This is a genomic window from Paenibacillus uliginis N3/975, assembly GCF_900177425.1.
Classification (GTDB): Bacteria; Bacillota; Bacilli; order Paenibacillales; family Paenibacillaceae; genus Paenibacillus_AQ; species Paenibacillus_AQ uliginis.
In genome coordinates, this window is the sequence record NZ_LT840184.1 from 1,181,888 (window position 1) to 1,199,231 (window position 17,344).

The following is a 17,344-nucleotide window of genomic DNA, read 5'->3' on the forward strand; positions in this document are numbered from 1 at the left end:
TGACGTTTTTCTTTTACATTTAAGATATCTTGATAGTCAGGAGAACAGACTACCTGATCGATAAATATACAGTCGAAAATACGGTCTAGCTTACTTGGAGTTCGTCTAGAATGACTTTCTCATATATAATGTAGAAAGAGGAAAGACCGTAAAGACACCTTAGAATCAACACACAATTGAAGGAGGGCACAACAGTGACTACACCGGATCGTACACGTGTTACCGTAGAAATTTACGGAACTTCCTATAAACTAGTTGGCAGCAGCAGTGATTATATGAAACAGGTAGCCAATTATGTCGATGATCGTATGCGCACTATATCGAAGGCTCATTCCCGTTTGGATACGCCTAGGATTGCCGTACTTGCTGCCGTGCATATGGCTGAGGAAGCTGTTCAAATGCAGCAGTTCCAGAACGAGGTTAAACTTCTTACGGCTGAACGGAGTGAACTTCGCTCCGAATTGGCCCGTATTCAAACTTTGCAATTAGAGCAGCAGGAATCATACGAGAAGAAGAACGAAGAGCTTGAACGCAAACTTAATGAACAGACCCTGCTTGCATCAGAGCTTGGAACTGTAAAAGAGAATTTAACTGCGGAATCCGAGCGTATGAAAGAGCTTCTACAGAAAGAATCTGCGCGGGTGGCAGATATCCAGAAGGAGAAACAGCAGCTGGAGCAGAGACTTACCCAACAGAGTAGTGATTTGGAGAAGCGTCATAAACAGGCGTTGGAGGAAATGAAGCGTCAGCATGAAGTGCAGATCCAGCAGATGCAAAAAAATCATAAGCAATCCACAGAGCAGCTGGAGCAAAATTACAAGCGTGCTTCCCAGCAGGCGGAACAGAAGCATACTCAGTCTGTTCAACAACTGGAGCAGAACTACAAGCAGTCTTCTGCACAGCAGGATCAGCAGCATAAAACGGCTATTCAGGCCTTGGAGAAGAAACTTGCGGAACAACAAAGTAACGCGAACAACCTGCAATCCCGTCTGACTGTAACGGAGAAAGAGCTTTCCACACTAAAGGGAGAGTCATCCAAGCTGAAGGAGAATCTTCAACATTCACGGCAGCAGCTTGAAAGTTCCACCAAAGAGCTGAAGACTTCCAAGGATAATGCAGAACAGTTAGCTAGAGAACGGGATTCTCTAAAGCAGGAGGCTGTGAAGTCGGAGGAAGAACGACGCCGGCTCCAGAAGTTGGTCGTAGATGCGAACCAAAGTTCCCGCAAGCTGCATGATGATATTCAGCGTCTGAATGCTGAGGTCAAATCATGGAGTACTCTTGCTGAGCAGCGTAAAGAGGAAATCGGAGATTTAGAAATGCGCATGGTTGAAGCGCTTGAGGTTTCTGAAACTTTAGAAGAGGGCATGAAGACTCTTCAGGAAGAATTGAATGTTCTGAAAGACGAAGCGGCACGTGACGTGGCCCGGCGTCAGTCATCTGAACAGGAGCGGCGTGAACTTCAACTCAAAGTCGAAGAGCTGGAGAAGAGTAGCCGAGAGGCTTCGACCCAGGAGGCAGAGACCCGTAAACTGTACGCCATGCTTGAAGAAGAATATGACACCGTATCCGGTCAGTTGGACCAGCTACGCAAGTCGGCATCTGAACGAGAAAACCGTGAACAAGAACACAGTGAGCTTCTAAGGTTGGCAGAGGAAGAGTTGGCTATGTGGCGAAGTAAATACGAGACTCTGGTCAATGAACGGGAACAATGGGAGCAGACGGAGGGGACACTGAAGGAGGAGATGGACTCCTGGCGTCAGGAAGTAGCAGCGTCCCGTCAGACGTGTGAACTGCTGGAAGATGAGAAGAAAGCCACGTCCGAGGAGCTTTCTCAGTTAGGTGAACAGTATGAGCTGGTAATGCATCAACATCGACTGTTGCAAGCAGAAATTGAAATTCAGCGTGAGAAGTCGGACAAGCTGGAGGAGGAACACCGGAAGCTTCAGGAAGAGTATTCTAAGCTTCAGGTTGAATATAATGAATGGATTGAATTGATAGAGCAGGATCACCGTTGACACCCGAGAACCTTGTCACGGGAAACATTGCTGTGAAATTCGTTTCAGGATAAAACAAACCTCCAGATTCACAAGTGACTTTCCCTTGGAATTCTGGAGGTTATTATCGTGCTTATGATCGAAAAGAGGTGTCCTACTCTTCGATAATAAGTTTGGAGATCATTTTTGTATGTCCAGGACCGCACATGATGGAGCAGGAGATATCGAATTCGCCTGTTTTATCTGGTGTTACAACAGCTGTATTATTTTTGCTGTCGAGTTGTAGGTTAAGTACAGGAATCAGTACACCATGATTGCCTTCTTCATTTTTGAAAGTAATCTTTACAGGAACACCCTTTTTAAGTGTGTACTCAGGCTGATCAAACTGGTAGTTTGATCCGCTAATTACAAGCTCTGCTTCAGGTGCAACACCTGTATCTGTTACTCCGGTTCCGTTGGTTGGAGCAGCTTCTTTATCTCCGCCGCAGGCCGCCAAAAGAAGCAGCAGCATACAGGATGTGATTAATGCAAGCGTTTTTTTCATATCATTCTCTCCTAACTATTAATATTATGTGTCAATTACTTCTATATGATAACGTAAAAAAATGGTTTATGCGCAGAAATGAATATGAATAATTAGTGAACTTACAGAAATAAAAGAGATTTCTCTTGACATGAACAAGCCCCTGTTCGTAGGGGAACAGGGGCGTTGTTTTTGAAAGCCGGATTATTTCTGTTCGCTTTTGGTCTCATCGAAAGGCCAGGCGATAGGGATGAACAGGTCAATGATTCCAATGACGAGTGCGGCAAGAAGAGCTCCTAAGACCGTTACTCTGACATCGGCTATAAAGAACTGGGCGACGTAAATGACCAGCGCACTGACCAGAAAACCGACGATTCCCCGTCCGAATGGTGTGACCCGTGTCCCGAATACACTTTCAACAATCCAACCCAAACCAGCAATAATCAGAGCCAGCAGCAGGGCGCTACCGAATCCGCCAACGTTGAATTGGGGAACGATCCACCCGACAAGCATTAGAACAAGGGCAGAAACGATAAATCGAACGACATGCCCGAGAAACTGCATCGATCGTACCTCCTTATATGCTGCAATCATGCGCAAAATTATTTTGTTCAGATGTACTCTGAGTTATGTGTGGAAGGATTTATTGAAATAATCCCTATAAATGGCGAAAATTCAAGGTCTCGGCTATAATAAAGGCATTGATTGAGAGGAGTTGTGAACTTCTTGGATGACAAGATTTTGCATACGTTGGAATATCGAAAAATTTTAAATACATTGTCACAATACACCCAAACTTCCATGGGTAAGGCAACAACGGAACAGTTGAAGCCATCGGTCCAATTAGACGACGTTAAACAGCTGCTTGCGGCTACTGACCAGGCCTACACGGTAGACCGGTTGAAAGGAAGCCCATCGTTTGGCGGAATAACGGATATTACAGACTCGCTGAAACGTGCCCGGATCGGCGGAACACTCAGTCCCCATGAACTGCTGGCTGTAGCGAATACCATCATGGGGTCGCGCCGACTAAAGCGATTTATTGCGCAGATCCATGAAGACGAACCCGTTGAAATTTTATATAACCTGAGTGATTTGATTTCGGAACAAAAGTCGTTGGAAGATGGCATCAAGGCATGTATAGACGAAAGTGCTGAAGTTATGGATTCGGCCAGTTCGGAACTGTCTCAAATCCGTCGTGAACTGAGAAATGGAGAGGTACGTATCCGTGAAAAGCTCGACGGTATGATCCGCTCACAGTCGGTATCCAAGATGCTGCAGGATCAACTTATAACGATCCGGGGAGATCGTTTTGTTATCCCGGTAAAAGCGGAATATCGTTCTTATTTCGGCGGGATTGTACATGATCAGTCCGGATCGGGAGCAACTTTGTTTATTGAACCGGAGTCCATCGTAGCGATGAACAACAAGCTGCGTGAGACGCGTATGAAAGAAGAACGAGAAATTGAAGTGATTTTACAAAAATTAACCGCTCTGGTTGGCGATCAGGCCGATCTGCTCAGTATCGATATTGATATTACCGGTCAGCTTGATTTTATCTTTGCCAAAGCCCGGCTGGCTCATGTTATGAAGGCCTCCTTGCCACGTATGAATGACCGTGGTTATTTGAAACTTAAAAAAGGCCGGCATCCGCTTATTCCGATCGACCAGGTCGTTCCGATTGATGTGGAATTGGGTAACTCATACACGTCCATCATCGTTACTGGTCCGAATACGGGCGGTAAGACCGTTACGCTCAAAACCATTGGATTGCTCAATCTGATGGCGATGTCCGGCATGTTCATACCGGCCGAGGAAGGAAGCCAGATGTGTGTGTTTGATGCGATTTACGCAGACATCGGTGACGAGCAGAGCATTGAGCAAAGCCTAAGTACCTTCTCCAGCCATATGACGAATATTATCCGGATTTTGAAAAATATGACTCCGAAAAGTCTGGTGCTGCTGGATGAGGTCGGTGCGGGAACGGATCCGGCTGAAGGGTCAGCTCTGGCTATAGCTATTCTGGAGCACATTCACCGGATGGAATGCCGGATGATTGCCACAACCCACTACTCTGAGTTGAAGGCGTATGCTTACGAACGAAAAGGGATCATTAATGCCAGCATGGAGTTTGACATTAATACACTGAGTCCAACCTACCGCCTTCTGATCGGTGTTCCGGGTCGAAGTAACGCTTTTGCCATTGCAGAACGGCTTGGTCTTCCGGGGATGATTCTGGATTATGCCCGCGGTGAAGTGAAAGAAGAAGATCAGCGGGTAGAGCATATGATTGCATCTCTTGAAGAGAATCGTCATGCAGCTGAGACCGAGCGTATGAAGGCAGAAGTTCTTCGTAAAGAAATGGAGGAACTGCGGAGCCGGCATAATCACGAACTTGCAAAGCTTGAGGAACAGCGGGATAAATGGGTTGAAAAGGCCCGTCAGGATGCCAAGAAGATTGTGGATAAAGCCCGGAGCGAAGCAGAAGATATTATTACAGATCTGCGTAAACTCGCTCAAGAAGAGGGTGCTTCGGTTAAAGAACATAAACTTATTGCGGCGCGTAAACGTCTGGATGAAGCAGAGCCTGAGCAGAAACGGAAGACGGCTGGAAAGCGCAGCGCCACCGAGAGACGTTCGATCGAACCTGGTGACGAGGTTATGGTATACAGCCTCAATCAGAAAGGCCATGTCGTTGAACTGGCTGGCCCCAAAGAAGCTCTTGTCCAGCTGGGCATTATGAAGATGAAGGTATCTTTAGAGGATCTGGAGCTTGTGTCCGCTCCGGCATCTGCCAAGAAACCCCAAGGTCAACGTCATGTTACGACACTGAAGCGTACCCGTGATGAAAATATCCGTAAAGAGCTTGATCTTCGCGGGGCGAACCTGGAAGAAGCTCTCATCGAAGTGGACCGGTTTATGGATGAAGCGTTTTTGGGCAATCTTGGCCAAGTTTCTATCATCCACGGCAAAGGGACGGGAATTTTACGGACAGGTATTCAGGATTATTTGCGGAAACATAAGCATGTAAAAACCTACCGTCTTGGAAATTACGGGGAAGGCGGAACAGGGGTTACGATTGCGGAACTGAAATAGTGCAATATATTAGGAACCGATGCTTTCTCTAACTCGTATACAACTATAGCATCTGCATTACGGCCGGTGAACCGTTTATCTTAAGGTGATGCCGACTTCGGGGAGGAACGCGGGGAATGATGGAGAGTATTGATCAGTTGCTGGAACACCCTGTGGGTGTTCTTGTCGGCTATTTCTCGGTTGCGATTTTAGCGTTGATCGTATATTTGGCCTGCTTTGAGGTGGTCACAAAATACAATTGCTGGGATGAAATTCGAAAAGGAAATGTTGCTGCAGCGATGGCTACCGGCGGCAAAATATTCGGCATATGTAATGTAATGCGGTATAGTATTGAGTCCAATACGTCCGTTTATGATATGATCAAATGGTCCTTCTTGGGGTTCATTTTGCTGTTAGCTGCGTATTTACTGCTCGAGTTTTTGACACCGGTGTTTTCAGTAGATGAAGAAATCGGCAAAGATAATCGGGCGGTTGGATTGATTGTTCTGATCATTACCGTGTCCTTGTCATATGTAATAGGCGCGAGCATTATGTAAATTTTGGAGGAACATGGCCATGAAATATTTACCGCGGGTGTTGTTCGCGGCAGCCTTGATCTTTTTCCTGTCAGGCATTGTATACTTGATGTGGAATTAATGTATACGATCTTTTTGGATCGTTTGAATAATGAAAGGGATGAATGAGTTTATGGAACCAACTATATGTCCATGGTGCCAGACTGAGATTGTATGGGATGAGGAGATTGGTCCAGAAGAGAACTGTCCGCACTGTGATAATGAATTAAAGGGCTATCGTACGCTCAGCGTCCCACTTGATGGAGATGATGAGGAGAATGGGCATCAGGAAGAGTTTGATGAGTCTTACAATGATTTTGATAGCAGCGACATATTAAACAAACCGTTCTGGGGATCTGAAGATGGAGCGGTACCAGCTATACGAACGTTGGACAAGTATGGGGAAGCCCATGATCTCATGGCATACGAGGAGTCTGTGGAGCAGGTGCTGGATCATCAGGATGAGACACCCGAATGCTTCCATTGCCGGGAATATATGATGCTCGCGGGAACACAGCGTGTAAGTGGAGAAGGTTTTGATCCTACATTAATCCCATTCATGAAGGGGCCTTTGCTGAAACCTCCGTTTAATATGAATGTATATATTTGTTCAGGATGCTTCCAGGTGCAGTATAGTCTCACAGAAGACGACCGTCTTCGGTTGATTGAAGGGTTGACGAAAAGCAAATAGGCAGGCAGCCTGAAGAGGCCACTCAAGGATTCTCATCCTTGAGTGGCTTTTTTGTGGTCTTCAAAAAAATTTGGGGGCAAGAGCGATTGTAGGAACGATTCGTACACGTAGCGTCTTACAACAGACAATAGTCTTTAAGAATAAGTTACCAATTCCGCTTTTTAGGTTATGAACCATTCCGAGGTTGGGCAACTTAACCTGGAATAACAAGTCGGCTGCTGAGGAGGGCGAGTTTATGAAAGCGCCTAAGGACCGCCAAGTGGTTCTCTTGTTGGCGGTAAACGGTATGTTTGTACTAGCTGGCGCATTGTCAGGAACTTTTCTGAACATATATTTTTGGAAAAGCAGACAGGATTACTTGATGATCGCCTGGTTCACGATGGCGCAGCAGATCGCGCTGGGATTGACGTTTTGGATTGCGGGCAAGTGGGTGAAGGAAGGTAATAAAATGAACGCACTTCGGCTGGGAATCGCCGTGTCAGGTTTGTTTTATTTGTTTATTCTGGGTACCGGACAGAATGCGGTTCATTATATTTGGCCGCTGGGCCTGCTGTTGGGAACGTCTCTGGGATTATTTTGGCTTGCATTTAACGTTGTTTATTTTGAGGTGACAGACGCTGGGAATCGCGATTGGTTCAATGGCTGGGTCGGTTTGCTTGGATCTATGATCGGAATATTAGGTCCATGGGTATCTGGCTGGCTGATCACATTGCTGCATGGTGAGAAAGGATACCGGTTAATTTTCACCATGTCTATGGTTATATTCGGCTGCACAGTCCTGCTCAGTTTTTTTCTCAAAAAGAGAGAAGTCAGCGGCCAATATGACTGGATTGAAGGAATTAAACGATTAAAGGAAGTTGACGGAACCTGGCGCTTTGCCATGGGCGGGTTGGTCATGCAGGGAATTCGAGAGGGCGTGTTCTCCTTTCTCATCTTTCTACTTGTGTATTCAGCAACAAGTCAGGAAGCCAAAGTTGGACAATTTATGCTCATCACTTCTGCAGTATCACTGGTCAGCTACTGGGCTGCAGGGAAATGGTTTAAGCCGGCTTACCGAAGCTACGGAATGCTGGTGGGGGCCATAATCATGCTGCTTGTGATCTTACCGCTGCTGTGGAAGGTAAACTACACGACCCTTCTTATTCTAGGCGTAGGCACATCTTTATTTATACCATTGTACATGCTCCCGGCGATCTCGGTCAGTTTTGATCTGATGGGAACGAACCGCAATAATGCGGAGAAAAGAGTGGAGCTTGTTGTTGTAAGAGAAATCAGCCTGATGGTCGGAAGAATAGCTGGTCTTCTTATATTCATCGGTGTGTTATCTTTCCGGCAGGATCCCTTGACCGTCACGCTGCTGTTGTTAGTGCTGGGTATGTCACCTATAGGAACTTGGGTGTTTATGCGAAAAATTATGAAAAGCCGGCAGCCAGCCGCTTAAAAAAGAAAGCCTCCGTCGGCAAAACTGCGGAGGCTTTCTTTCATGTTCCTTTTTTAATTGCATGAAGAATTAGTCTTTAATGAACGGGTTAGAGAGAACCAATTCAGCTCTTCAGGCTCGCTGCCATTAGCCACCTCCGCAAGCAGATCAGCAGCTAACATGCTGTACACTGTCCCGCTGCCGCCATAGCCCTCAATAAAATAACTGTGAGGGAAATGAGGATGCCGGCCAATGAGAGGAATTCCATCCTGAGTGGAAGCGAAAACACCGGCCCAAGAACAAGCCACTGAAATTTTTCCTAATTCAGGAAAAAGGTCGTGGATATCCTTCAGAAGGCGTCGGCTTCGGGTTGTAAGATTCACATCAGGACATCCAGATTCATGAAGTGGTTCATCCAGTCCACCTGCCATGATCCGGTTGTCCTGCGTTGTGCGCATATAAAGATAAGGACGGCTGCTCTCCCAAATTAAGGCGCGTTCATACCATGAGGATAAATCCTGTATCGGCTCGGTCATGATTGCATAGGTACTTTTCAGTGATGCTATGCGGTCTGGCTTCCACTCCTGTGTTTCATACCCGGCAGCCCAGATCAGAATCCTGGCGTGGATGCTACCGTGTTTTGTTTTTACAGTGGCGCCATTGTCTGAGTATTCAATGTTCTCGGTACCGCTGTGCTCAAATACCCGCAGTCCTTGGTGGACAGCGTCACTGACGAGGCCGTGTACCAGCTTATACGGATTCACTTCAGCATCTCTTTGCGTATATATAGCAGCAGGTTTGGAAAATGGAAAGTGTGACTTAATGGTCTGTCGATCCCAATACTCGACGTTAAAGCCGTGGCGAGTAAGTGTATCGTATTCATTGCGTATTTTTCCCGCATCATCCTCCGTGCTGGCATAATAGAGACTGCTACGATGCCTGAATTCCGTATCGACAGAAAGGCTGCTGGCGATTTCAGACAAGCGGTTTACTGATCTTTCACACATTCTGTAAAAGCCAGTTCCTTTATGCTCTCCGAGCGTTTGGATAAGCTCTGTCAATGTATCATCGTTCATAAAGTGAAGAAGTCCGGTATTGGCTGAAGTGCTGCCTTTTCCGATGCACCCTTTTTCAAGCAGAATTGTATCTGCTCCCTGCTTGGACAAAATATAAGATACGAGCGCACCACTTATACCGCCTCCTATGACCAGCACATCACATGAGAGATTGCTCTCCAGCTGAGAGAAACGCTGAATATCTTGGCCGCTCCATGGCGTATTGCCTCCGGTTAACTTCATGAAATGCACCTTCCCGTATATAGACTTCGAAGTGAACTCATTACACTGTATCCTCAGTATGATCTTCCTTCAGACATTTATTGCGTGACATAGAAATAAACGAACAAGCCATACTACACATGTACACCTAATATGGAAGGGGGATAATAAATGAATACCATGCCATCCAATAACCAACTAAAGCCTCTTACTTCGAAGGAATTAGATTACATCGTCGATTGTATTTCTAATGAGAGCTCGCTCGCCAAGCATTGCGCTGCAACAGCAGCATCCATTCAGAATCCGACTGTACAGCAGACAATTATGGGATTACTGCACAAGCATGAAAACCATATGGATACATTGATTCAAACGCTACAGAGTCATCAAAGCGTCGCACCTACCCAGTCTCAGTAAGATTCCATCACATAAAAAATGTTTAAGGAGGAAGTTCATATGCCATCCCCAAATGAGGGTTCCTTCCTGCCGGAAGAGGATTTGCTCAACACCATCTTGGATGGGTTGAAACGTACTGTAAGTGAATACACGACAGCAACAACGGAATCGGCATGCCCGACCGTTCGCAGTATGTTCAGTAATTTGACTGCCGAAACGCTCAAAATGCAAGGGGAAATGTACCAACTGATCGAACAGCAGAATCAGTATGCTGCTCCTGTGCCTCATGCCATGAAGAGTGATGTAGATAAGCAACTGCAGGAGATGCAAAACACAGTTCAGCAAACTCGTCAGCTCATTAGTCAAAAAACATCCGGGCTGGCTCCTACTTCACATGCTCCTAATGTACCTATGCATCAGTCCAACGTTCAACCTACACATTAATATGTAACCCGTGTACTAAACTTTAGCAAAGAGGAACCGACTATCTAAACGGCGTATGCCGGAAGGCAGTCGGTTTTTCTTTGCACAGACCGCCCGAATTATTGTAATATAAGTATTAATCTCTTTACAGGAATCCGGCTATGGCCGAATTGCTGAAATAAACGCTGGAGGACTACGAATGGAAGAGCTAAGCGAATTGAAATTGAAAGTGCTTGACCTGTTGAAAGAGGACGCGAGAAGATCTCCGGCTCTCTTGTCTACTTTGCTCGGCGTAGAGGAAGAGGAAGTGAAGGTCGCAATTGCGGAACTGGAAAATGACCATGTTATCGTAAAATATGCGACGATCGTTAACTGGGGCAAGGTGGAGGAAGAAAAGGTCACCGCACTCATTGAAGTGCAGATTACACCAGAGCGCGGGAGAGGTTTTGAGGGAATTGCAGAGCGAATTTATTTATTTCCTCAAGTGAAATCCGTATATTTGATGTCAGGGGCGTATGATCTCCTTGTAGAAGTGGAAGGCCGTAATTTGAGAGAGGTTGCGAACTTTGTGTCTGAGAAGTTGTCACCCATTGACTCGGTGTTATCGACCAAAACGAATTTTATTCTTAAAAAATATAAACAAGACGGGATTATCTATGAAGAACGTCAAGAAGACAATCGTCTCCTGATCTCGCCGTAAAGGAAGAGTGTGTATGATTGTGAACGAAGAGCATCTTAAAGAAAACAGCAGGAAGCCGATGGATTCCTATTTGGCACCATTGGTTCGTGATATTCAACCATCAGGTATTCGTAAGTTTTTTGATTTGGTAAGCGGCAATAAGGATATTATTACTCTTGGTGTTGGCGAGCCTGATTTTGTAACGCCATGGCATGTTCGTGAAGCATGTATGTATTCGCTGGAGCGGGGATTTACCGGTTATACCTCGAACGCAGGTATGCCTGAGCTGCGTGAAGTGATTGCCAAATATCTTCATGACAGCTTTCACGTTGCCTACGACCCGAAGGATGAGATCATCGTTACGGTTGGCGGAAGTGAAGCTATCGACTTGGCGCTGCGGGCACTCATCGTTCCAGGAGATGAAATTCTCATACCTGAACCATCCTATATTTCTTACTCACCGATTACGTCCATCGGCGGAGGGGTTTCTGTCGGAATTGAAACGACCGCGGAGAATCATTTTAAACTGACGGCTGAGGCGCTGGAAGCCAAGATTACGCCGAAATCCAAAATATTGATTTTGTGTTATCCTAGCAATCCGACAGGCACAACGATGACCTATGAAGATTGGCTTCCAATTGCCAAGGTTGTAGAGAAGCATGATTTGATTGTGATTTCGGATGAGATCTATGCTGAATTAACCTATGATGGAAAACACGTCAGCTTCGCATCGATTCCAGGTATGAAGGATCGTACTATCTTGGTCAGCGGCTTTTCGAAAGCTTTTGCAATGACCGGCTGGAGAATGGGTTATGTTTGTGCTCATCCGGATCTGATCAGTGCTATGCTAAAAATACATCAGTATACGGTAATGTGTGCGCCTGCTATGGGACAAGTGGCTGCGCTTGAAGCACTTACCAACGGTATGGAGGAGAAGGACCGGATGATGGAGTCCTACAACCAGCGCCGTAGACTGATCGTTAAAGGCTTGTGTGATATCGGATTGGACTGTCACGAGCCACAGGGAGCGTTCTATGCTTTTCCAAGCATTAAACGTACCGGCTTGTCTTCGGATGAATTTGCCCAGCGCCTGCTGACGGAAGCTAAAGTTGCCGCTGTTCCAGGTTCCGTATTCGGACTTGGCGGTGAAGGTTTTATCCGGTGTTCTTATGCGACGTCGATTTCTCAGCTCAGTGAAGCTTTGGAACGTATGGGTAAATTTGTGGAGAAATTAACTTGAGAAGAAGATAGTTGTTTCATTTCCTTGAATTAACAAAAGTTTTACTTTTCATTACAGATATCTATGTTATAATTTTGTTTTGGGAGCATTATTTCACTTATCCAAGGAGGGATTGCCAGTGTATTGTGATTACGAATTGTCGCCATACCGTGGTGATTTTGTAGCCGAAGGCCAAGAGCATGGTAAATGGTCAATTAAATCAGCTAAATCCACTCCGCAGGATATTTCCTTGGAAGAAGAGATTCATATGCTCCGTCGTAAAATGGAACAGCTTTTTTTGCAAGAGCAGTCTTTTACATCGGAGATCGTAATTGAGATCAGCAGCTTGCTGGACTTAAAGATCAACGAATATATGAAGGCACACCCGAAGAAAAAATTATAAAATGTAATTATATAAAAGGAGACCTGATCAGGTCTCCTTTTTGTTTTACTGAGCGAGATTCATCTGTACATCAAGTTATGTTATAGTGAAGCATAACCAAAATTGAAGCCTGGCCTATGAGGGATAACAAGGCTAGCTGCAAACGGAGGAATGAAAAATGAAAGTATATACAAAAACCGGAGATAAAGGTGAAACGTCAATTATCGGCGGCCGAGTGCCTAAAGATGATCCACGCATTGAAGCCTATGGAACAATAGATGAACTGAACAGCTTTACGGGGCAGGCTGTCTTTTTGGCACAAGAGGCTGGTTTTGAGGAGCTTCGCGAACAACTGCTGCAGATACAGCACGAACTGTTTGACTGCGGATCGGATCTCGCGTATGCGAAGCATAGTGAGGACAAATACAAAGTGAGCGGACCGCTGGTGGAGAGACTGGAAGAGTGGATGGACCAATTTGAACTGGAGAATCCGCCGTTGGAGCGGTTTATTCTGCCAGGTGGCTCTGCTTTGTCTTCAGCACTTCATGTGTGCCGGACGGTATGTCGCCGTGCTGAGCGGCTCACTGTGACGCTTGCTCGAACGACTGAAATTAATCCTGAGGTACGTATGTATCTGAACCGCCTATCTGACTACTTCTTTGTGACAGCACGTACGGCTAATGTTCGAGCAGGTATGCCGGATGTGGAATATGTACGAAGCGGAAAGGTGTTCCGATAATATATGGAGTTGTACTACCCGCCAATTGCTTATATAGTGCCTGTAAGCGAAGACGGCATGCTTCTGAAAACCATTTTGCAAAAACGGATGGGTGTATCACGAAAGCTCTTGTCCCGGCTCAAGCTGACCGAACAGGGAATTATGCTGAACGGAACAAGGGTTTATATCAGTGTGAAAGTTCGAGCAGGTGATGTGGTGGAAATCCGTATGGAGCAGGAGCGCTCGGACGATATTTTGCCGCAGCCCATGCATTTGGATATATTATTTGAGGATGAGCATTTACTTGTCGTCAATAAAGCAGCGGGTACGATTGTGCACCCAACCCATGGCCATTACACGGATACATTGGCGAACGGCGTTGTTCATTATTGGCAGCTGAAGGGCTGGAATTACCGCTTCAGGGCGATTCACCGTCTGGATCAGGAAACATCGGGTGTACTTGCCATCGCCAAAAACCCTTATATCCACCAGCATGTATCGGAGCAAATGATAGCCGGAACCGTCGATAAAAGATATCTGGCACTCGTTCACAGTGTTCCCCAGCCGACAGAAGGGAATATTGACGGCCCAATCGACCGGGATCCGCTGGATCCTCACCGTCGTATTGTCACGCCGGACGGCTATCCTTCGTTAACCCGTTATACTGTTCGTGAGGTTTATCGCGGAGCGTCTCTGGTAGAGCTGAAACTGGAGACGGGGAGGACGCACCAGATCCGTGTACATATGAGCAGCATCGGATGCCCGTTAATCGGAGATAAGATGTACCGGCATCCGATTTATACGGCACCACCTTTGGTGGAGAACGGTAAACCCGTTCAAATCGGCACTTTATTTGATGAAGCAGATCTCACGAACATAACTTGTCTAGACGAAGGGATTGATCGGCAAGCACTGCATGCGGAGCTTCTCACTTTTGTCCACCCGATTAAAGGAGATGTGATGACCTTTCGCGCACCGATTCCGGAGGATATAAAGTGGCTGCTAGAGCGATTGGGTGAAGAAGGAACAGATGCCGACGAGAATAACTGCTAGACAAAATAGAAGGAGAGTTTAAATCAAATGAGTCAATTGATCGTATATCAATATCCCAAGTGCAGCACATGCAGAAATGCGGTGAAATGGCTGCAAAATGAAGGACATGACCTCACACTCCGGCATATTAAAGACGAGCCACCTACACCAGAGGAACTGGCTGAATTAATTGATAAAAGTGGTTTCGAGCTAAAGAAATTTTTCAACACGAGCGGTGAGGTATACAAGCAAATGTCTTTAAAGGACAAGCTTCCAAGTATGCCTGTAGAGGAACAGATTAAGCTGCTGTCATCCAATGGAATGCTTATTAAGCGTCCAATCGTATCTGATGGAACGCGGGTGACCGTAGGGTTTAAAGAGGAACTGTTCAAGGATGCATGGAAGGCTTTGTAGGCATCGGTGAAATCAAGTAATTTACGATTGAGCTCGGAGACAATAAATGTTTCCGGGCATTTTTTGTATCTATGAACAGGTTTTCAAATGGAAATATTATATGAATTGCGGGACACTACGAAATAGGCAGATATGGTATAATGACATATTGAGATTATGATATAACAAGATTTTGAACATATTAGCAAGGGGCGATTTATTACAGTGAACACAACGAAACAACCTTCTCTGATGCTCGTCGACGGTATGGCCTTATTGTTCCGAGCTTACTATGCTACGGCTACTAGTGGTTATATCCGCCGAACCAAGGCAGGGGTTCCTACAAATGCTATTTACGGATTCCTTCGCTATTTGTGGGACGCTATTGACACATTTCAACCAACACACGTGGCCTGCTGCTGGGATATGGCTGCAAAAACGTTCCGCAGCGACCAGTTTGCAGCTTATAAAGGCAATCGGCCTGAAGCGCCAGAGGATCTGATTCCCCAGTTCTCCCTTATTCGTGAAGTCACAGATTGCCTTGGCATTCCGAACCTTGGCGTTGAGGGCTTTGAGGCCGATGACTGTATCGGAACACTGGCTTGTCGTTTCGGCAGTGATATGAATGTTATGATATTATCAGGCGACCATGATCTGCTTCAGCTTGTAGATGAACGGACTTCGGTCATCATTATGAAAAAAGGACACGGCAATTATTTGGTATACACTCCGGAGACGCTGTACCAGGAAAAAGGGCTTTCCCCACGTCAGGTTATTGATGTCAAAGGTCTAATGGGCGATACGAGTGATAACTATCCGGGTGTGCGTGGAATCGGTGAGAAAACGGCCATGAAGCTGATTCAGGAATACGAAACAATCGAAGGTATACTCGCAAATATGGATTCTCTTACGAAGAGTGTTCGGGGCAAAATTGAAGCGGATCTTGAAATGCTGCACCTATCTAGATCTCTCGCAGCTATTCATTGTGAAGTACCTGTGGATTGCGATCTGGACTTGTGCCTTCTTGAGATAGACGATGAGCGTGTCCTGTCCAAGCTTGAGGAGCTTGAGATGAAGAGCTTAAGTCATCTGATGGGAGTGGCACTGGTGCCATGATCGATAGATGATGCCTTTTGGCTGTGGGTGTGGCTGTCTGTAAAACATCACTGTGTTCCAGTATAATTATATTTTATACTGGGAACAGCAGCGGCCGATGGATGCACCGTGCTGTATTCTGTGGTAAAACGATGGTAGAAATTTATCATGCTGTAGGTAACGGGCGGCCAACCCAGAACGAACCGAAAAAACATAATGAATATGACATCATACACCTTGGAGAGGATGAACTCACATGATACTTGGAGCAATTGAAGCTGGCGGCACAAAATTTGTATGCGGAATCGGTAAGGAGGATGGTACGGTTATCGAACGTACGAGCTTCCCGACCACAACGCCGGAAGAAACGATGGCGCAAGTGTTTTCGTTTTTTGCAGACAAAGGGGTGGAAGCCATCGGTGCAGGCTTTTTTGGACCGATCGATCCGGTAAAAGGAAGCCCTACATATGGCTCTATAACAACAACGCCGAAGCCGCACTGGAGCAATTTCAATGTGGTGAAAGCGCTGGAGGAGCGTTTCAACGTACCGATCGGTTTTGATACGGACGTAAATGGTGCAGCGCTTGGAGAACATACCTGGGGAGCGGCTCAAGGTCTTAACAGCTGTTTGTACATCACGATTGGAACCGGTGTTGGTGCCGGAGCAGTTGTGGATGGAAAGCTGATTCATGGTTTATCTCACCCTGAAATGGGTCATATCATTGTACGCCGTCATCCAGATGACAAGTACGAAGGTACTTGCCCTTATCACAGTGATTGCCTGGAAGGTCTGGCTGCAGGCCCATCCCTTGGAAGACGCTGGGGGGTTGCAGGAGCTGAGCTGACACCGGATCATCCGGCTTGGGAGATGGAAGCTTATTATCTTGCACAGGCATTGATGAACTATGTGCTGATCCTTTCACCTGAAAGAATTGTGATGGGCGGAGGGGTTATGAAGCAGCAGCAACTGTTCCCACTGATCCATAAGAAGTTGCAGGAAATGCTGGCGGGCTACGTTTCGCATCCAAGCCTGAACCAGGACATTGCCCAGTTTATCGTACCACCGCAGTTGGGTGACAACGCAGGTCTGTGTGGTGCATTGGCACTGGCCAAGCTGGCTGTAGACGAGGCTTCGAAGTAATTTTTGAGAGTAAGGCAGAGGATACTGTCGCATAAGTAATTTATAGGCCGCCTTGAGGATTGATCCTCAGGCGGCTTTGTTTGATTTTTGGGGAGATGAACGCGTACAGATTACAGCGTGCGGTGCGGCGTTGGGTGCCGCCGATTTACTACCTGAGTACTTAAACGCTGCGGACTGGCGTTCCGCTATTTTATGATTTTTGCCACAATCAAGAAAGAATGAGGACAGGTAAGCCGTTATTTGCTTGATATCGTGTTGATAGGTGCATGATTTTACCGAATAACGGAATCTGAGTCCTCATTTACCAA

The 17,344-nt window shown here is 46.2% G+C and carries 19 protein-coding genes; 16 read left to right on the top strand and 3 right to left on the bottom strand.

Translation table 11 applies throughout. The annotated features are described in order from the left end of the window. The first annotated feature begins 194 nt into the window (after positions 1–194). Positions 195–2,018, top strand: coding sequence for a cell division protein ZapA (gene zapA, locus B9N86_RS05540; protein WP_208918126.1), 1,824 nt, complete (start codon positions 195–197; stop codon positions 2,016–2,018). 133 nt (positions 2,019–2,151) lie between these two features. Here zapA and B9N86_RS05545 read toward each other — a convergent pair whose 3' ends face one another. Both B9N86_RS05545 and B9N86_RS05550 read right to left on the bottom strand, forming a co-directional pair. Continuing rightward, positions 2,152–2,541: a cupredoxin domain-containing protein gene (locus B9N86_RS05545; RefSeq protein ID WP_208918127.1), complete on the bottom strand. Its 390-nt coding sequence runs from the start codon at positions 2,539–2,541 to the stop codon at positions 2,152–2,154. 183 nt (positions 2,542–2,724) lie between these two features. Beyond that, the gene (locus B9N86_RS05550; RefSeq protein WP_208918128.1) at positions 2,725–3,084 is read right to left on the bottom strand and encodes a phage holin family protein; all 360 of its coding nucleotides are present in this window, start codon (positions 3,082–3,084) and stop codon (positions 2,725–2,727) included. Between the two features lie 162 nt (positions 3,085–3,246). Between B9N86_RS05550 and B9N86_RS05555 the strand changes: the two genes are divergently transcribed. The 4 genes from B9N86_RS05555 to B9N86_RS05570 all read left to right on the top strand — a co-directional run bounded on the left by B9N86_RS05555 (position 3,247) and on the right by B9N86_RS05570 (position 8,302). Beyond that, complete coding sequence (locus B9N86_RS05555; protein ID WP_208918129.1) at positions 3,247–5,616, top strand: endonuclease MutS2; 2,370 nt, start codon at positions 3,247–3,249, stop codon at positions 5,614–5,616. Between the two features lie 116 nt (positions 5,617–5,732). Next, positions 5,733–6,152, top strand: coding sequence for a DUF350 domain-containing protein (locus B9N86_RS05560; protein WP_208918130.1), 420 nt, complete (start codon positions 5,733–5,735; stop codon positions 6,150–6,152). Between the two features lie 151 nt (positions 6,153–6,303). Continuing rightward, positions 6,304–6,861, top strand: coding sequence for a hypothetical protein (locus B9N86_RS05565; RefSeq protein ID WP_208918131.1), 558 nt, complete (start codon positions 6,304–6,306; stop codon positions 6,859–6,861). A 235-nt stretch (positions 6,862–7,096) separates the two neighbouring features. Then, a complete protein-coding gene (locus B9N86_RS05570; protein WP_208918132.1) occupies positions 7,097–8,302 on the top strand; it encodes an MFS transporter in 1,206 nt (401 codons plus the stop codon). A 53-nt stretch (positions 8,303–8,355) separates the two neighbouring features. Here B9N86_RS05570 and B9N86_RS05575 read toward each other — a convergent pair whose 3' ends face one another. Beyond that, complete coding sequence (locus tag B9N86_RS05575; protein WP_208918133.1) at positions 8,356–9,579, bottom strand: NAD(P)/FAD-dependent oxidoreductase; 1,224 nt, start codon at positions 9,577–9,579, stop codon at positions 8,356–8,358. Between the two features lie 150 nt (positions 9,580–9,729). Here B9N86_RS05575 and B9N86_RS05580 point away from each other — a divergent pair, with 150 nt between their 5' ends. From B9N86_RS05580 to B9N86_RS05630, 11 genes are all read left to right on the top strand, one after another. Next, a complete protein-coding gene (locus B9N86_RS05580) occupies positions 9,730–9,975 on the top strand; it encodes a hypothetical protein (RefSeq protein ID WP_425298574.1) in 246 nt (81 codons plus the stop codon). 39 nt (positions 9,976–10,014) lie between these two features. After that, a complete protein-coding gene (locus B9N86_RS05585) occupies positions 10,015–10,398 on the top strand; it encodes a spore coat protein (protein ID WP_208918134.1) in 384 nt (127 codons plus the stop codon). Positions 10,399–10,576: 178 nt separating this feature from the next. Continuing rightward, a complete protein-coding gene (locus B9N86_RS05590; protein ID WP_208918135.1) occupies positions 10,577–11,077 on the top strand; it encodes an Lrp/AsnC family transcriptional regulator in 501 nt (166 codons plus the stop codon). Positions 11,078–11,090: 13 nt separating this feature from the next. Next, positions 11,091–12,296 carry an aminotransferase class I/II-fold pyridoxal phosphate-dependent enzyme gene (locus B9N86_RS05595; protein ID WP_208918136.1) on the top strand — a complete coding sequence of 402 codons (1,206 nt, stop codon included), beginning with the start codon at positions 11,091–11,093 and terminating at the stop codon, positions 12,294–12,296. Between the two features lie 118 nt (positions 12,297–12,414). Then, positions 12,415–12,678, top strand: coding sequence for an aspartyl-phosphate phosphatase Spo0E family protein (locus tag B9N86_RS05600; protein WP_208918137.1), 264 nt, complete (start codon positions 12,415–12,417; stop codon positions 12,676–12,678). Positions 12,679–12,835: 157 nt separating this feature from the next. Further along, positions 12,836–13,396 carry a cob(I)yrinic acid a,c-diamide adenosyltransferase gene (locus B9N86_RS05605; protein ID WP_208918138.1) on the top strand — a complete coding sequence of 187 codons (561 nt, stop codon included), beginning with the start codon at positions 12,836–12,838 and terminating at the stop codon, positions 13,394–13,396. A gap of 3 nt (positions 13,397–13,399) precedes the next feature. Next, positions 13,400–14,428 carry an RluA family pseudouridine synthase gene (locus tag B9N86_RS05610; RefSeq protein ID WP_208918139.1) on the top strand — a complete coding sequence of 343 codons (1,029 nt, stop codon included), beginning with the start codon at positions 13,400–13,402 and terminating at the stop codon, positions 14,426–14,428. Positions 14,429–14,455: 27 nt separating this feature from the next. Next, the gene (locus B9N86_RS05615; protein ID WP_208918140.1) at positions 14,456–14,821 is read left to right on the top strand and encodes an arsenate reductase family protein; all 366 of its coding nucleotides are present in this window, start codon (positions 14,456–14,458) and stop codon (positions 14,819–14,821) included. Positions 14,822–15,052: 231 nt separating this feature from the next. Further along, positions 15,053–15,916, top strand: a complete 864-nt coding sequence (locus tag B9N86_RS05620) for a 5'-3' exonuclease (RefSeq protein WP_208920112.1) — start codon at positions 15,053–15,055, stop codon at positions 15,914–15,916. Positions 15,917–16,151: 235 nt separating this feature from the next. Next, the gene (locus B9N86_RS05625) at positions 16,152–17,036 is read left to right on the top strand and encodes an ROK family protein (RefSeq protein WP_277883689.1); all 885 of its coding nucleotides are present in this window, start codon (positions 16,152–16,154) and stop codon (positions 17,034–17,036) included. Between the two features lie 52 nt (positions 17,037–17,088). Further along, positions 17,089–17,232 carry a hypothetical protein gene (locus B9N86_RS05630; RefSeq protein ID WP_208918141.1) on the top strand — a complete coding sequence of 48 codons (144 nt, stop codon included), beginning with the start codon at positions 17,089–17,091 and terminating at the stop codon, positions 17,230–17,232. The last annotated feature ends 112 nt before the right edge of the window (positions 17,233–17,344 follow it).

Coding starts and splice junctions, on each gene's coding strand:
- B9N86_RS05545 (WP_208918127.1), bottom strand. CDS start 2,541: ATGAAAAAAACGCTTGCATTAATCACATCCTGTATGCTGCTGCTTCTT.
- B9N86_RS05565 (WP_208918131.1), top strand. CDS start 6,304: ATGGAACCAACTATATGTCCATGGTGCCAGACTGAGATTGTATGGGAT.
- B9N86_RS05615 (WP_208918140.1), top strand. CDS start 14,456: ATGAGTCAATTGATCGTATATCAATATCCCAAGTGCAGCACATGCAGA.
- B9N86_RS05610 (WP_208918139.1), top strand. CDS start 13,400: ATGGAGTTGTACTACCCGCCAATTGCTTATATAGTGCCTGTAAGCGAA.
- B9N86_RS05560 (WP_208918130.1), top strand. CDS start 5,733: ATGATGGAGAGTATTGATCAGTTGCTGGAACACCCTGTGGGTGTTCTT.
- B9N86_RS05550 (WP_208918128.1), bottom strand. CDS start 3,084: ATGCAGTTTCTCGGGCATGTCGTTCGATTTATCGTTTCTGCCCTTGTT.
- B9N86_RS05570 (WP_208918132.1), top strand. CDS start 7,097: ATGAAAGCGCCTAAGGACCGCCAAGTGGTTCTCTTGTTGGCGGTAAAC.
- B9N86_RS05595 (WP_208918136.1), top strand. CDS start 11,091: ATGATTGTGAACGAAGAGCATCTTAAAGAAAACAGCAGGAAGCCGATG.
- B9N86_RS05590 (WP_208918135.1), top strand. CDS start 10,577: ATGGAAGAGCTAAGCGAATTGAAATTGAAAGTGCTTGACCTGTTGAAA.
- B9N86_RS05625 (WP_277883689.1), top strand. CDS start 16,152: ATGATACTTGGAGCAATTGAAGCTGGCGGCACAAAATTTGTATGCGGA.
- B9N86_RS05580 (WP_425298574.1), top strand. CDS start 9,730: ATGAATACCATGCCATCCAATAACCAACTAAAGCCTCTTACTTCGAAG.
- B9N86_RS05605 (WP_208918138.1), top strand. CDS start 12,836: ATGAAAGTATATACAAAAACCGGAGATAAAGGTGAAACGTCAATTATC.
- B9N86_RS05585 (WP_208918134.1), top strand. CDS start 10,015: ATGCCATCCCCAAATGAGGGTTCCTTCCTGCCGGAAGAGGATTTGCTC.
- B9N86_RS05620 (WP_208920112.1), top strand. CDS start 15,053: ATGCTCGTCGACGGTATGGCCTTATTGTTCCGAGCTTACTATGCTACG.
- B9N86_RS05575 (WP_208918133.1), bottom strand. CDS start 9,579: ATGAAGTTAACCGGAGGCAATACGCCATGGAGCGGCCAAGATATTCAG.